At 35.8% G+C, this 13405-nt stretch carries 14 protein-coding genes; 10 read left to right on the top strand and 4 right to left on the bottom strand.

The genetic code is table 11. From position 1 onward, the window contains the following. Nucleotides 1-29 precede the first annotated feature (29 nt). Nucleotides 30-911, bottom strand: coding sequence for a hypothetical protein (locus tag ACXAGJ_RS09205; RefSeq protein ID WP_473283692.1), 882 nt, complete (start codon nucleotides 909-911; stop codon nucleotides 30-32). A 71-nt stretch (nucleotides 912-982) separates the two neighbouring features. On the opposite strand from ACXAGJ_RS09205, the gene ACXAGJ_RS09200 reads away from it, so the two are divergent. Further along, nucleotides 983-1663 carry a ComF family protein gene (locus tag ACXAGJ_RS09200; RefSeq protein WP_474839136.1) on the top strand — a complete coding sequence of 227 codons (681 nt, stop codon included), beginning with the start codon at nucleotides 983-985 and terminating at the stop codon, nucleotides 1661-1663. 56 nt (nucleotides 1664-1719) lie between these two features. Next, nucleotides 1720-3327: an Ig-like domain-containing domain gene (locus tag ACXAGJ_RS09195; protein WP_474839134.1), complete on the top strand. Its 1608-nt coding sequence runs from the start codon at nucleotides 1720-1722 to the stop codon at nucleotides 3325-3327. Here the strand turns inward: ACXAGJ_RS09195 and ACXAGJ_RS09190 are convergent. From ACXAGJ_RS09190 to ACXAGJ_RS09180, 3 genes are all read right to left on the bottom strand, one after another. Further along, nucleotides 3314-4102 (bottom strand): amidohydrolase, encoded by a 789-nt coding sequence (locus ACXAGJ_RS09190; protein ID WP_474839132.1) that lies wholly within the window; start codon nucleotides 4100-4102, stop codon nucleotides 3314-3316. The genes ACXAGJ_RS09195 and ACXAGJ_RS09190 overlap by 14 nt on opposite strands. Before the next feature lie 208 nt (nucleotides 4103-4310). Further along, nucleotides 4311-4517: a hypothetical protein gene (locus tag ACXAGJ_RS09185; RefSeq protein WP_474839130.1), complete on the bottom strand. Its 207-nt coding sequence runs from the start codon at nucleotides 4515-4517 to the stop codon at nucleotides 4311-4313. A gap of 106 nt (nucleotides 4518-4623) precedes the next feature. Beyond that, a complete protein-coding gene (locus ACXAGJ_RS09180; RefSeq protein WP_474839128.1) occupies nucleotides 4624-4815 on the bottom strand; it encodes a hypothetical protein in 192 nt (63 codons plus the stop codon). 358 nt (nucleotides 4816-5173) lie between these two features. Between ACXAGJ_RS09180 and ileS the strand changes: the two genes are divergently transcribed. From ileS to ACXAGJ_RS09140, 8 genes are all read left to right on the top strand, one after another. Further along, nucleotides 5174-8578, top strand: coding sequence for an isoleucine--tRNA ligase (ileS, locus tag ACXAGJ_RS09175; protein WP_474839126.1), 3405 nt, complete (start codon nucleotides 5174-5176; stop codon nucleotides 8576-8578). Nucleotides 8579-8582: 4 nt separating this feature from the next. Then, complete coding sequence (locus tag ACXAGJ_RS09170; RefSeq protein WP_073316181.1) at nucleotides 8583-8966, top strand: TraR/DksA family transcriptional regulator; 384 nt, start codon at nucleotides 8583-8585, stop codon at nucleotides 8964-8966. A 254-nt stretch (nucleotides 8967-9220) separates the two neighbouring features. Beyond that, on the top strand, nucleotides 9221-9754 hold the full coding sequence (locus tag ACXAGJ_RS09165) for an RNA polymerase sigma factor (RefSeq protein WP_474839124.1): 534 nt from the start codon (nucleotides 9221-9223) through the stop codon (nucleotides 9752-9754). Between the two features lie 4 nt (nucleotides 9755-9758). Further along, nucleotides 9759-10550: an anti-sigma factor gene (locus ACXAGJ_RS09160; protein WP_474839122.1), complete on the top strand. Its 792-nt coding sequence runs from the start codon at nucleotides 9759-9761 to the stop codon at nucleotides 10548-10550. A 29-nt stretch (nucleotides 10551-10579) separates the two neighbouring features. Next, entirely contained in the window at nucleotides 10580-11335 is a 756-nt protein-coding gene (locus ACXAGJ_RS09155; protein WP_073316179.1) for a DUF4097 family beta strand repeat-containing protein, read from the top strand. A 35-nt stretch (nucleotides 11336-11370) separates the two neighbouring features. Continuing rightward, complete coding sequence (locus ACXAGJ_RS09150; protein WP_474839120.1) at nucleotides 11371-12078, top strand: DUF4097 family beta strand repeat-containing protein; 708 nt, start codon at nucleotides 11371-11373, stop codon at nucleotides 12076-12078. A 52-nt stretch (nucleotides 12079-12130) separates the two neighbouring features. Then, nucleotides 12131-12751: a hypothetical protein gene (locus ACXAGJ_RS09145; RefSeq protein WP_474839118.1), complete on the top strand. Its 621-nt coding sequence runs from the start codon at nucleotides 12131-12133 to the stop codon at nucleotides 12749-12751. Nucleotides 12752-12801: 50 nt separating this feature from the next. Beyond that, complete coding sequence (locus tag ACXAGJ_RS09140; RefSeq protein ID WP_473283719.1) at nucleotides 12802-13404, top strand: lipoprotein signal peptidase; 603 nt, start codon at nucleotides 12802-12804, stop codon at nucleotides 13402-13404. Nucleotide 13405 lies beyond the last annotated feature (1 nt).

Genomic DNA, 13405 nt, shown 5'->3' with positions numbered 1-13405 from the left:
ATGGCGGTGATGTATATGATTTTGAAAAATTACTTCAATTCAAATTGTGTATTAGATATTAATCTAGGTCCAGAGAATAAGTTTACTACGTAATTTCCTTTTACCAACTCTCCTTCTGCAGCATCTACAAGAATACATACGTCTAATGCATCATTCTCATAAAAGATTTTGTTACGACCACTGTAAGTTAATACTCCGTCGTCAAAATTAACTGATACTTTATCTCCGATTAGATTATTTTCAGGATTTACTACTTGAACAAAAAGTTCTTTATCTCCTTTTTCAGTTAACTTATTTGGAGAAAGTGTAAAACACACTCTTACTTTCTCTGCTCTACTAGCTTTTGAAGTAGTAGAAATCTTACCACTATTACGAACACGTACTCCTTCTGCTTTGATATTGGCAGCAGTTAATGCAGAACCTCTTTCTACAATATCCGCCAACTTATCATTTTGCATTTGTAGCGAGTCTGAGAAGATAATTCTCTTGTTTAAGGCTACCGATGTACTGTCTAAGTCTTTCCCTAATTGTGCATTGGCAGTAGTTAAACTATCAGCAAGCTTAAATAATCTATCACGTTCTTTTTTAAGTTTACTTACCTCTCTTCTGTATTTTGAAATCAATGCCAGATTCGCTTCGTTATCCTTTACACTGTCCAACAATACAACGATACGCTCTTTGGCTTTTAATAAATGGTCATCCATCACTTCATTAAGTGCAATAGCATTATCGTACTTTGTAATTAATTCTCCTAATTCGCTTTCAATAAGATCCTTTTCCTGTTGCAAAATCGCTTGATTTTGCTTCTCCTCGTTGTAAAACTTATACGTAAATATCCCCAGAATTAGCAATAAAGCACCAAGAACACCGATAAGAATTTTAAGGGTTAAGTTATTGTTTTGAGTTGTCATAATTAATTTCTAATTTTTGATGGTTATTTCTATAGCTAAAATATAATAATAAATGGTAATCGCCCTATAAAATGCTAAGAGACTTAGTCTATTTATTCTTTCCTATGTATTGTGCAGCTTGTAACAGCACTTTACACAAAAACGAAAGGACACTCTGTACTTCTTGCCGACATGAGCTTCCTTTGGGAGATTTCCATAACGTAAACGCAAAAAAAATTGAAAAAGTATTTTATGGAAGAGTCAAAGTAGAAAATACCGCCTCTTTATTCCTGTTCCATAAGGACAGTTTGGTTCAAAATCTGATACATAATTTAAAGTATAGAGGCCAGCAGAAAATTGGAGAAGAGCTTGGTAAATGGCTTGGTCAAAATCTATCAGAAATACCTGGTTTTCAAAACATTAATGCAGTCATTCCTGTACCCTTACACCCCAAAAGACTCAAAGAAAGGGGGTACAACCAAGTGGCCAAGTTTGGAATTGAAATTTCCAAAAAATTAAATGCCGATTATATCGATTTTGTTTTGAAAAAAAATTCTTACAATTCTAAACAATCGAAGCGGAAAAAACAGTCCAGATGGAAAAATGCTGCTGAAACATTTGAGGTACAAAATCCGTCTTTACTAGAAAACAAACATATTTTGTTGGTAGATGATATTATTACTACCGGAGCGACCATAGAAGCATGTGCACAAGCATTGAAATCCATACCGGGAATCAAAATAAGCGTGGCTTGCATGGCAATAACAGAATAGTTTTTTTGTTTTTCAAGATAGTTGTTTCTTTGTGTCTTAAAATCAATGTTGGAGAAATGAATAAAAGATTAAATTGGTTATTGGCCCTTGTGTCGCTATTTATCCTAATCTTGGGTTGTGCAAAAAAGGGCACAATAAATGGTGGTGAGAAAGACGAAACTCCGCCAGTCTTTGTAAAGGCATTTCCTCCTAATTTTTCTACCAACTTTAAAGATTCTGAAATCCGAATTTATTTTGATGAATACATCAAATTAAAGGACGCGCAAAAACAGATCATCGTATCACCTCCTATGGATCCCAAACCCACAATTAGTCCATTGGGTGGTGCTAGTAAGTTTGTTAAGATTAAGTTTCTGGACACTTTATTACAAAATACGACGTACAGCATCAATTTTGGAGAGAGTATAGAAGACAATAATGAAGGAAATACACTTCCTTTTTTTAGATATGTTTTTTCTACAGGAGACTTTTTGGATTCTTTATCTATAAAGGGAACCATTAAAGATGCCATAAAAAAGGATGTAGAATCCAACGTTACGGTTGCTCTTTATGAAATTGACAGTACCTATACAGACTCAAGTGTATACAAAACCGTTCCGAGATATGTAACCAACACTTTGGATAGTGTATCTTTTAATTTCTTTAATTTGAAAGAAGGGAAATTTAAACTGATTGCTCTAAAAGACAATGCAGGTAATTACTTATACGAACCCAAACAAGACAAAATAGGGTTCTATGAAGAGACCATTTCTTTACCACAGGACACTGCCAAAGTATTCAACATAAGCGTTTTTAAGGAGGTACTCGACTTCAAAGCGTTGCTCCCTAAACAGATATCTAAAAATGAATTTGTTTTTCCTTATGAGGGAGAATTAGATAGCATGAAGATCAAAATGCTAAGTGAGGCTCCGGATTCTTTGCAGACTCGAATTATTCCCGACAGAGAAAAAGACTCTTTACATTATTGGTTTAAACCCTTTTTCGAAGTAGACTCATTAGTATTTGAAGTCACCAACACCAATTATAAAGACACACTAATCCCGAGATTTAAAGATCAATATAAAGACTCTTTGCAACTCTCTTCTTCTGGCACTTCCCTGAAACCAGATAAGAACTTTATGCTGTTTGCTAATACTCCTATGGAAAGTATCAATCAAGAATTGATATCGCTTACCGATAAGGACACCATAGATATTCCCTTTTCAATTGGGTTAGACAAAGCACTTAACGAGGCCAAACTGATTTTTGAAAAAGCAGAAAATAATACATACACTCTGGAAATGCTACCAGAGGCGATAACCGATTTTGTTGGCAATGCAAACGATTCACTTAGCTTTACCTTCAGAACCAAAAAAATAACAGATTACGGTACTATTTTCTTGACCTTAGAAAATGTGGATCAATATCCAGTTTTGGTACAATTAACCAACGAAAAAGGAGATGTGATTGTCGAAAAGACCGCTTTAGACCCAAAAACATTAGTCTTTAACTATCTCGATCCGGCCAAATTTTTGATTCGAGTTATTTTTGACAACAATGCCAACGGGAAATGGGATCCAGGAAATTTCCTGAAGGGATTACAGCCAGAACGGGTAAGTCACTTTCCTGAAGTGATCGAAGTAAGAGCCAACTGGGAGATTAAACAGACCTTTATTCTCGAATAATCTGGAAACGATCTGCATCTTCAAGAAAAGGAAGTTTTTTTCTGGTCGTTTCGATGTGTGCTTTATCCAGATTGGCATATAGAATAGTTTCTTTTTCTACAGGATTTTCTTTGAGTATCGGATGGCCTAATACATCATACGCTGCAGTGTGTCCATTATATTCGTAACCTTTTCCATCTAATCCTACTCGGTTTACTCCCACACAATAACACATATTTTCTATAGCTCTTGCTTTAAGCAAAGCATCCCAAGCATTGATTCTTGGTTTTGGCCAACTGGCTACGTACAACAAAAGATCATAATCACTGGTATTTCTGGCCCACACCGGAAACCGAAGATCATAGCAAATTTGTGGTTTAATTTTCCAACCTTTATACGAAATAATTACTTCTTCTGACCCTGCGGTAAACACCTCATCCTCTTTTGCCAGAGTAAATAATTGATGCTTGTCATACGTCTGTAGTTTTCCATCCGGAAACGCAAAAACAAAACGGTTATAATATCCACCATCCTCAACAATAATAATACTTCCTGCAATCGCACATTTTTTTTGCTTTGCCATTTCCTGAAGCCATTTCACCGTCTCTCCATCCATAGATTCTGCTACATCGACAGCATTCATTGTAAACCCTGTGGTAAACATTTCGGGTAAAACAATAAGATCAACATGATCCTCTATAGTGCTGATTTTTTCAGCAAATGCCGTTCGATTCTGAATTGGGTTTTCCCAAGAAAGATGGGCTTGTATAAGTGCAAGATGTAGATATTGATTCATGGTTTAAAATTAGTAAAATCAAACTACAATATGTATTGATCACAGCGTTAAACTCCTGTAAAAAAACCCTTGCAACAGGCATTGCAAGGGTTCATACTCACTAAATCATAGATAATTTCACACTTAAATAACCTATGGTTACTTTAATAACTGTTTTTATCAATGATTATTTTGTAATATGTCCAAAAATATTACAATATCTTACGACCTATACGTATCTACATCTACCAAAACCATCAGATTCTCCTCTGGCACAATAAAAATCCCCATTAGGATAGATGTCATCAAAGAAACAACAACATGTGTTTCTATCTCTTAGGTAGCAGAATCCAGGTCCAAATCCCCCGTTAAGTGATTCTTGTTCGTCTTTGTTTAATCGCTTTACACCGTTTACGTTCAAAATGTTTTTTAGCATAATTTTTAATTTTAAAAGTTTCTAGAATAAGCCCAAACTTTTAAAGACACTTGGGCAGTGTGTCTTCAGTCAAAGTACTTTGCCTTTTTATATATTGTTATAAATGCTAACCTATACATGCGATCCCTTGGTTACATTGCGCTACCCTGCAAACCTCTCTCCCAAAAGCTGTAGGCACACAACATAAATCACCTTGTTGGTAACATCCTTCATCATCTGCCCAGCCACCTTTGAGCATGCGTTGTTCATATTTGCTCAACTGCATTGCCCCCTGTATTCTTAATATATTTTTTAGCATTCTTTTTGTGTAAAACATGTATTTGTATCACCACAAAAGTGATAGACCAAAGAAAATTCTTTGCCAGTAGAAGATGTATAACACATGTTCCAATTTCAGGTACAGATGTTTCTAGATGAAGTGAATTGCTTGTGGGATAAAAAATATGAAGGGATTAAGAATAGAGATCACCCTACTTTTGCATACTCAAAAAGATTTGGGTTAGCATAGCGATAAAAACTACGATTTTTACAAAAAAGATTACCGCAGTGTTAAAAATCAGTAATACCGCTGTATTTATTGCATTTCCATAGCTGATTTCTGTCTTGAATTTCCAGAAAATCCTTATTTTCGCAAACTTAATAGAAAGAACGACAAAATGAGCACTAAGTTTCCTGAGTATAAAGGACTTGACTTACCTGAAATAGCTGACCAAATACTAGATTTCTGGCAACAGAATAATATTTTTGATAAAAGTATTAGTGAGCGTGAAGGAGCCGAACCATATGTATTTTTTGAAGGTCCACCTTCTGCCAATGGTCTACCTGGTATACACCACGTAATGGCGCGTGCTATTAAAGATATTTTTTGTCGTTATAAAACACAAAAAGGATACCAGGTAAAACGAAAAGCTGGTTGGGATACGCATGGACTACCTGTAGAACTTGGTGTTGAAAAAGAACTTGGTATTACCAAAGAAGATATCGGAACCAAAATATCTGTAGAAGAGTATAATGAAGCCTGTAAAAAGGCAGTAATGCGATATACGGATATATGGAATGATCTTACTCAAAAAATAGGATATTGGGTGGATATGGATGATCCTTATATCACCTATAAGCCTAAATACATGGAAAGTGTATGGTGGTTGCTTTCTCAGATCTATAAAAAAGGATTGCTTTATAAAGGATATACCATCCAACCGTATTCTCCTAAAGCAGGTACGGGATTAAGTTCTCATGAGTTGAATCAACCAGGGACGTATCAAGATGTAACCGACACTACGGTTACTGCGCAATTTAAGGCTAAAGAAGAGACACTTCCTGATTTCTTAAAAGATATCGAAGGAAACATTTATTTCCTGGCCTGGACAACAACTCCATGGACGCTTCCTTCGAACACCGCATTAACGGTTGGGCCAAAAATAGATTATGTAGTTGTAAAAACATTCAACCAGTATACGTTTGAGCCCATTAATGTGATTCTTGCCAAGAACTTAGTTGGAAAGCAATTTGGAGGCAAATTCGTTGCAGTTGAAAATGAAGAAGACGTTAATGCTTTCAAACAAGAGGACAAAAAGATACCTTACTTTATCCTAAAAGAATTTAAAGGAATTGAGCTGGCCGAAACTCGATATGAGCAACTATTGGATTTTGTGCAGCCTTATCACAACCCTGAAAATGCATTCAGAGTAATTACAGGAGATTTTGTAACTACAGAAGATGGTACTGGTATTGTACACACTGCACCAACATTTGGTGCTGATGATGCTTTTGTAGCCAAACAAGCTCAACCAGAAGTACCTGCTATGTTGGTTGAGGATGACAATAACAATCTGGTTCCTTTGGTTGATCTTCAAGGTAGATTCACAAAACATGTGGGTGAATTTGGAGGTAAGTATGTGAAGAATGAATATTATGATGACGGTGAGGCACCAGAAAAATCTATCGATGTAGAAATTGCCATCAAACTTAAAACAGAGAATAAAGCATTCAAGGTTGAAAAGTACTTGCACAGTTACCCAAACTGTTGGCGTACCGATAAACCGATTTTATATTATCCGTTAGACTCTTGGTTTATTAGAGTTCCTGACTTCAAAGATCGTATGCACGAACTTAATTTGGGAATCAATTGGAAACCAAAAGCGACTGGAGAAGGTCGTTTTGGAAACTGGCTGGCAAACGCCAATGACTGGAATTTATCTCGTTCACGTTTCTGGGGAATCCCATTACCTATCTGGAGAACAGAAGACGGAAAAGAAGAAATGATCATAGGTTCTGTAGAAGAGCTCAAAAATGAAATGGAGAAAGCCGTTAAAGCTGGTGTTTTAGAAGCCGATGCTTTTCCCGATTTTGTAATTGGGGATATGAGCGAAGCCAACTACGACAAAATCGATCTTCATAAAAACGTAATCGATAGAATCACCTTGGTTTCACCATCAGGAAAACCAATGAGAAGAGAAAGTGATCTTATCGACGTATGGTTTGATTCTGGCTCTATGCCATATGCACAATGGCACTATCCTTTTGAGAATAAAGAAAAGGTAGAGCAAGGAGAACGAAAAGCAGATTTTATTGCAGAAGGAGTAGATCAAACCCGAGGATGGTTCTATACACTGCACGCTATAGCAACGATGATATTCGACGATGTTGCCTACAAAAATGTAGTCTCAAATGGGCTTGTTCTGGATAAAAACGGACAAAAAATGTCCAAGCGCCTAGGAAATGCTGTAGATCCATTCGAAACCTTAAAAACTTATGGGCCAGATGCCACAAGATGGTACATGATTAGTAATGCTAATCCTTGGGATAATCTGAAATTTGATATCGAAGGAATCGCAGAAGTACGAAGAAAATTCTTCGGAACCTTATACAATACCTATTCTTTCTTTACACTTTATGCCAATATCGATAATTTCACCTATGCTGAAGCTGATATCCCTCTAGCCGATCGACCAGAGATAGATCGATGGATTTTGAGTGAGTTACATACGCTTATTAAAAATGTAGACGCTTACTATAATGATTACGAGCCTACAAAAGCCACTCGAGCAATATCTGATTTTGTACAGGAAAACCTGAGTAACTGGTTTGTTCGCTTAAGTCGAAGAAGATATTGGAAAGGAGATTACCAACAAGATAAAATTTCTGCATACCAGACTTTGTATACCTGTATGATCACAGTAGCCAAGCTAGGAGCTCCTGTTGCGCCATTTTTTATGGATAGACTATATAAAGATCTGATCGCAGGCACAGCACAAGAAAGTCATGAAAGTGTGCACTTGGCACATTTCCCAGAATATAAGGAAGCATATGTTGATAAGGCGCTTGAGCATAAAATGCAAAAAGCACAAGCTATATCTTCTTTAACTTTATCGTTACGCCAAAAGGAAAAGATAAAAGTACGTCAACCTTTACAGCGAATTATGATTCCGGTATTGAATGATGCAGAAAGAAATGAGATAAATGATATCGCCGGATTGATAAAAAGTGAGGTAAATGTAAAAGAAATTGAGCTTATTGATGACGCTTCAGGCATCTTAGTGAAACAAATCAAGCCAAATTTCAAAACTTTAGGCCCTCGCTTTGGGAAAGATATGAAATTGATTGCCAACGAGATACGTTCTTTTGATCAGGAAACAATCAAAATTCTTGAACAAACTGGCAGTTTTGATATAGAAATTAATGATAAAATTATTACATTAGGAACAGACGATGTAGACATAAGCTCTCAAGATATCGAGGGCTGGTTGGTTGCTAATTCTGGTGCTTTGACCGTTGCTCTTGATGTAACAATCACTCCTGAACTTAAAAAAGAAGGAATTGCAAGGGAGCTGGTTAACAGAATCCAGAATATCCGTAAGGATAGCGGTTTTGAAGTGACTGATAAGATAGAAATCGTATTTCAGGAGAATGAAGCGGTTCAAGAAGCGATAACAACCAACGAGGCTTACATCAAAAACGAAACCTTAACCGAGACAATTGAGTTTGCGACCGACGTAATAAATGGTACAGAAATTGCGTTTGATGACATTGCAACCCAATTGATAATAAAAAAACATTAAGAGTATGGCAGAAGACATCAAAGTAAGGTACAGCGATAAAGATTTAGCAATGTTCAAAGAAATTATCGTTGACAAAATGGAGAAAGCACAGAAGGATTTGGAATTGTTGAGAAGTGCTTATAAGAATGATGGAAACAATGGTACAGATGACACCTCTCCTACCTTTAAAGCCTTTGAAGAAGGAAGTGAGACCATGTCCAAAGAGGCAAATACACAGCTAGCAATACGACAAGAAAAATTTGTACGTGACCTTAAAAATGCATTGTTACGTATAGAAAACAAAACCTATGGTATTTGCCGTGTTACAGGAAAACTTATCAATCCTGAACGATTAAAATTAGTACCTCACGCTACATTAAGTATAGAAGCAAAAAATATGCAGAGTTAATTGCTTTGCAAAATACATACGCTTCTGGCAAATTTTAAACAGCATAAAACTACTTAGGGAAAATCAGTTTAATTCTCTTAAGTAGCCAAAGTATCAGTGCCCTTTTGTAATGAAATACAAAAGGGCATTTTCTTTTATATCATCTTACATTTTTTGACCTTTCAGAAAAAAAGTGAATCTTTTTTTATCTTATGTGTAACCTTTTTAAAAAACGCAGGTATTACAAATAGAAACCGATCAAAAAGAGTAACATCTTGAAACAACTAACTGACGAAGAAATAATGATTAAGGTATCTCAAGGAGACCTCGACATGATGAGGATGCTATTTGATAGATACCATCTCAAAATCTTTAATTTTTTGTTGAAGATGACAAGAGATCGGGTAATTAGCCAGGATATTACACAAGAGGTATTTTATAAAGCCATTAAATATCGAACCTCTTATAAAAATGGAAAGTTTTCGTCCTGGATTTTTACCATAGCACGAAATGTGTTTTCAGATCATTATCAAAAAAGTAAATCATCACCAAAACGATTAGATGATTTTGAATATAAAACCATGAGTGAAGAAACCGATCATATTGAACAAAATGAAGTCAAGCAGCAGCTCGACCAGGCATTAAATCAGTTAAGCGATAGTGATCGAGAACTGGTCATCATGAATCGTTATCAAGGAATAAAATATAATGAAATAGCCGAAATTGTTGGTTCTACAGAAGGTGCTGTAAAAACCAAAGTACATCGAGCTATACATAAACTAAAAGGATATTACCTCCAAAATGCATAAAGCTATGAATTGCAAACAAATAGAAGAATTACTGATCGATTATATAGATCATAATTTAGACGAGGATGTACATAAAGAAGTTGAAACCCATATTGCACAATGTGAAGATTGCAGGGCTTCTCTACAAGAACTCAAAGAGTTATTTGGAGCGATTGATAGCGAACCCTTAGAAACACCTGATGCTAGTTTAGCATTGAATTTTGAAGAAATGCTACAAAAGGAAAAGGAAACTCTTAGCGATTCGAAAGTAGTGAAATTGAACGCTACATCCAGTTCGCATTGGAAAACAGCATTGCAGATAGCAGCTACTGTAGCACTGGTATTTACAGCATATTTCTTTGGGAAATCTCAGAATAATGAAACGCTATCTCAAGAAGTAGCGGTTTTGGAAAAAGAAAAAATCGAATTAAAGCAAACGATGACCATTTCGATGATCGAAAATCAATCGGCTAGCAAAAGGCTTCAGGCGGTAAATTATGCTGAAGAGTTTGAAAAACCAGGAAATGAAATTCTAAAAGCTTTAATCAACAAAATGCAATACGATGATCATATCAATGTGCGTCTCGCTGCAGCAGAAGCACTTGCAAAATTTGCAGATTCAGAAATGGTACGTAAAGCACTAATCCATGCTCTGGCAACAGAAGAAGATCCAAGCATGCAAATCGAATTAATTCAAATATTAGTTTCTATCGAAGAAAAGCGCGCAATCCCTTCTATGGAAATGTTACTTCAAAAAGAAGAAACACCAGATTACGTGAGAGATCAGGTTAAAATAGGTCTCCCAAGTTTAATTTAAAAGCAGTCAAACAGTCAAAAAAAGAACAGATGAAAAAAATAGCACTTATAGCAGTATTACTTATCACTGCATGTAGCCTAACCGCTCAGGATTTTAATCAATCACTTCAAGGAGTAAAAAAAGTAAAAATCAGTTCCCCTTCTGGAGTAGTAATAAAGGCTCAGAATCAAAATGAAATAAAAATCAATGGCGAGGGAAGAGAGATGCCTGAAAAAGCAAGAGGTTTAAAAGCCGTTTATGCGGGAGGTAGCGATAATACAGGATTAGGAATATACGTTCAAAAAGAAGGAGAAACCCTAGTGGTAAGGAACTTAAAAGGTATGCATAGTGAGGTACTTCAAATTTTTCTGCCAAAAACTGTAAACATCACTATCGAAAAGAGCAATCTGGGCGATGTAGAAGTCAAAGGATTCTCTTCAGAAATAGAGGCGATGACCAATGTGGGTAATATGACATTTAGAGATGTTACCGGACCTATCGTTGCCAAAACCGCTACAGGAGAAATCAATATTATTTTTACTAAAGTTAGTCAGAACTCTCCAATATCTCTGGTTTCGGCTACAGGAGCTATCGATGTAAGCTTACCATCAAGCACACCGGCCAACCTGGAACTAAAAACCACAATGGGAGAAATCTATACAGACTTTGATATCAAATTTCCTTCAGACGACGAAAACATGAAAATCGTAGCAGGGAAAAGAGCCATCAAAACACAATTAAATAGCGGAGGTGTAGAAATCAGCCTGAGATCATCAACAGGTAACATCTACCTCAGAAAACAGTAAAAGAGGTCATCATTCAATCAAAAACAACAACAAACATGAAAAATCTAATAACTCTAGCGACACTATGCTTATTCGTAGGTCAAGTATTCGCACAAAAAGTAATCGAAAAAGAGATCAATACTTCGGCAGATCGTGTAAAAGTAGAATTCAAATTTGCCGACGATATTAATATCAAAACCTGGGATAAAAACCAAGTATACCTCAAAGCAGAAGTACAAATAAACAGTGGTGAATTTGATGAGTATTTTGATCTGGAAATCAACAATTCCTCTTCGGTTTTGGATATCAAATCAAGCTACGGTGATCTATTTGATAAATGGAAAAAAGAAAAAAAATCCAAAAACAACTGGGGGCCTTGCAACAATATGGATATAGATGCTAATTACACTTTGTATTTACCAAAAAGCTATAAGCTTACTGTAAAAAGTATCTCTGGTAGTGTGGCTTCTGAAAATTATAGAGGAGAACTCGAGGTAGACATTATCAGCGGAAATATCGACATCAAAAATTATAACGGAACCATGGATCTTAAAACCATTAGTGGAGATATCGATATCAATATTGCAAAATCGAAACTAAAAGCAGAAACCATCTCTGGGATGATTTACTCTGATAAAGACCTCAATTTTGATCAAGGTAAAAATCGAATTGTGGGCAGTAAAGTAACAGGTACCTTTGGGGATCCTCAAAGTGATTTGCACTTAAAAACGATAAGCGGAAACATTTTTATCCGTAAACAGTAAGAACTCGTATATCTTTTTTATAATTCTAGAGAATTTAGTTACCTTGAAAAATATGAGGTGGCTAAATTCTTTGCTTTTATTCCTTTTGTTATACTTCCAGGTACATGCTCAATCCTCTTTTGATCGTACCATTGCCTCTAATGGATTTGAAGAAGTGGTGATTACTCTACACAACACATTCCAGATTGAAATTACTAGTGCAGAAACATCTGATATCACTTACAATGCAATTTCTGAAGGAGAGTATCAAGACCACTTACTTATTAGAAGCACTATAAAAGAAAATAAGCTGTATCTACAGGATGATGTTCAACCATTTTCACAACATCACAATGACAAGCTTAGTGCTCACAAAGTATATGCTGTAAAAGTAGTATTGCAAATCCCTTCACATTTTAAAGTAACGGTAAAATCCAATACGGCTTCTTTAAAGATCGTTGGAGGGTTCAAAAATCTATTTGCAGAGTTTAGTGCTGGCAATTGCATCTTAGAGGCTTATCAAGGTCATGCAACTATAAACACTATTGCGGGAGATATTACGCTGTCTACAAAAAATGCGACCGTTAAGGCTGCCACAAAAACCGGGAAAATTCGTTCTCAGGATATCTATGGACCCTACAAAATCAATTTAACCTCTATAAGTGGAGACATAAGTGTTTATAAAACAAAATAAAACACTATTTTTGTCCGTCACTTTTATTACCTGTAATAAACGGTATATCTATGTCCTTGAAGAAATCTATTTTAGTTATCGTTCTGGTTCTGCTTATCGACCAAATTTCCAAATTTTATATAAAAACACATTTCGCATTACATGAAGAGGTAAGAGTCTTTGATTGGTTCAGAATTGTTTTTGTAGAAAATAAAGGTATGGCATGGGGGTTCGAACTACCAGGTAGCTATGGTAAGCTGGTACTTACTCTTTTCCGATTAGTTGCTATTACGGGGATTGGGTATTGGCTATATGATTCTGTTCGAAAAAACAGCCCGATGATACTTACTTTTTGTATTGCGCTGATCTTTGCTGGTGCTTTTGGTAATATCATTGATTCTATCTTTTATGGAATCCTTTTTGAAGAAAGTACCGTGAGTAATGTCGCGACCTTTTTACCGGAAAGCGGTGGATATGAAAGTGTTTTTTACGGAAAAGTGGTAGATATGATTCAGTTTACCTTTTATGATGACATCTTACCTGATTGGATTCCTGTTTGGGGCGGGAAACACTTCTCGTTTTTTGATCCGGTTTTCAATATTGCCGATTCTGCAATAAGTGTTGGGGTATTCTTATTGATCATTTTTAACAAAAAGGCATTCCCAAAAAAATAAT

Source organism: Aquimarina sp. AWH4_224 (genome assembly GCF_056160245.1).
The sequence above is the reverse complement of the archived record's forward strand: the minus strand, read 5'-3'. Positions and strand labels throughout refer to the sequence as shown.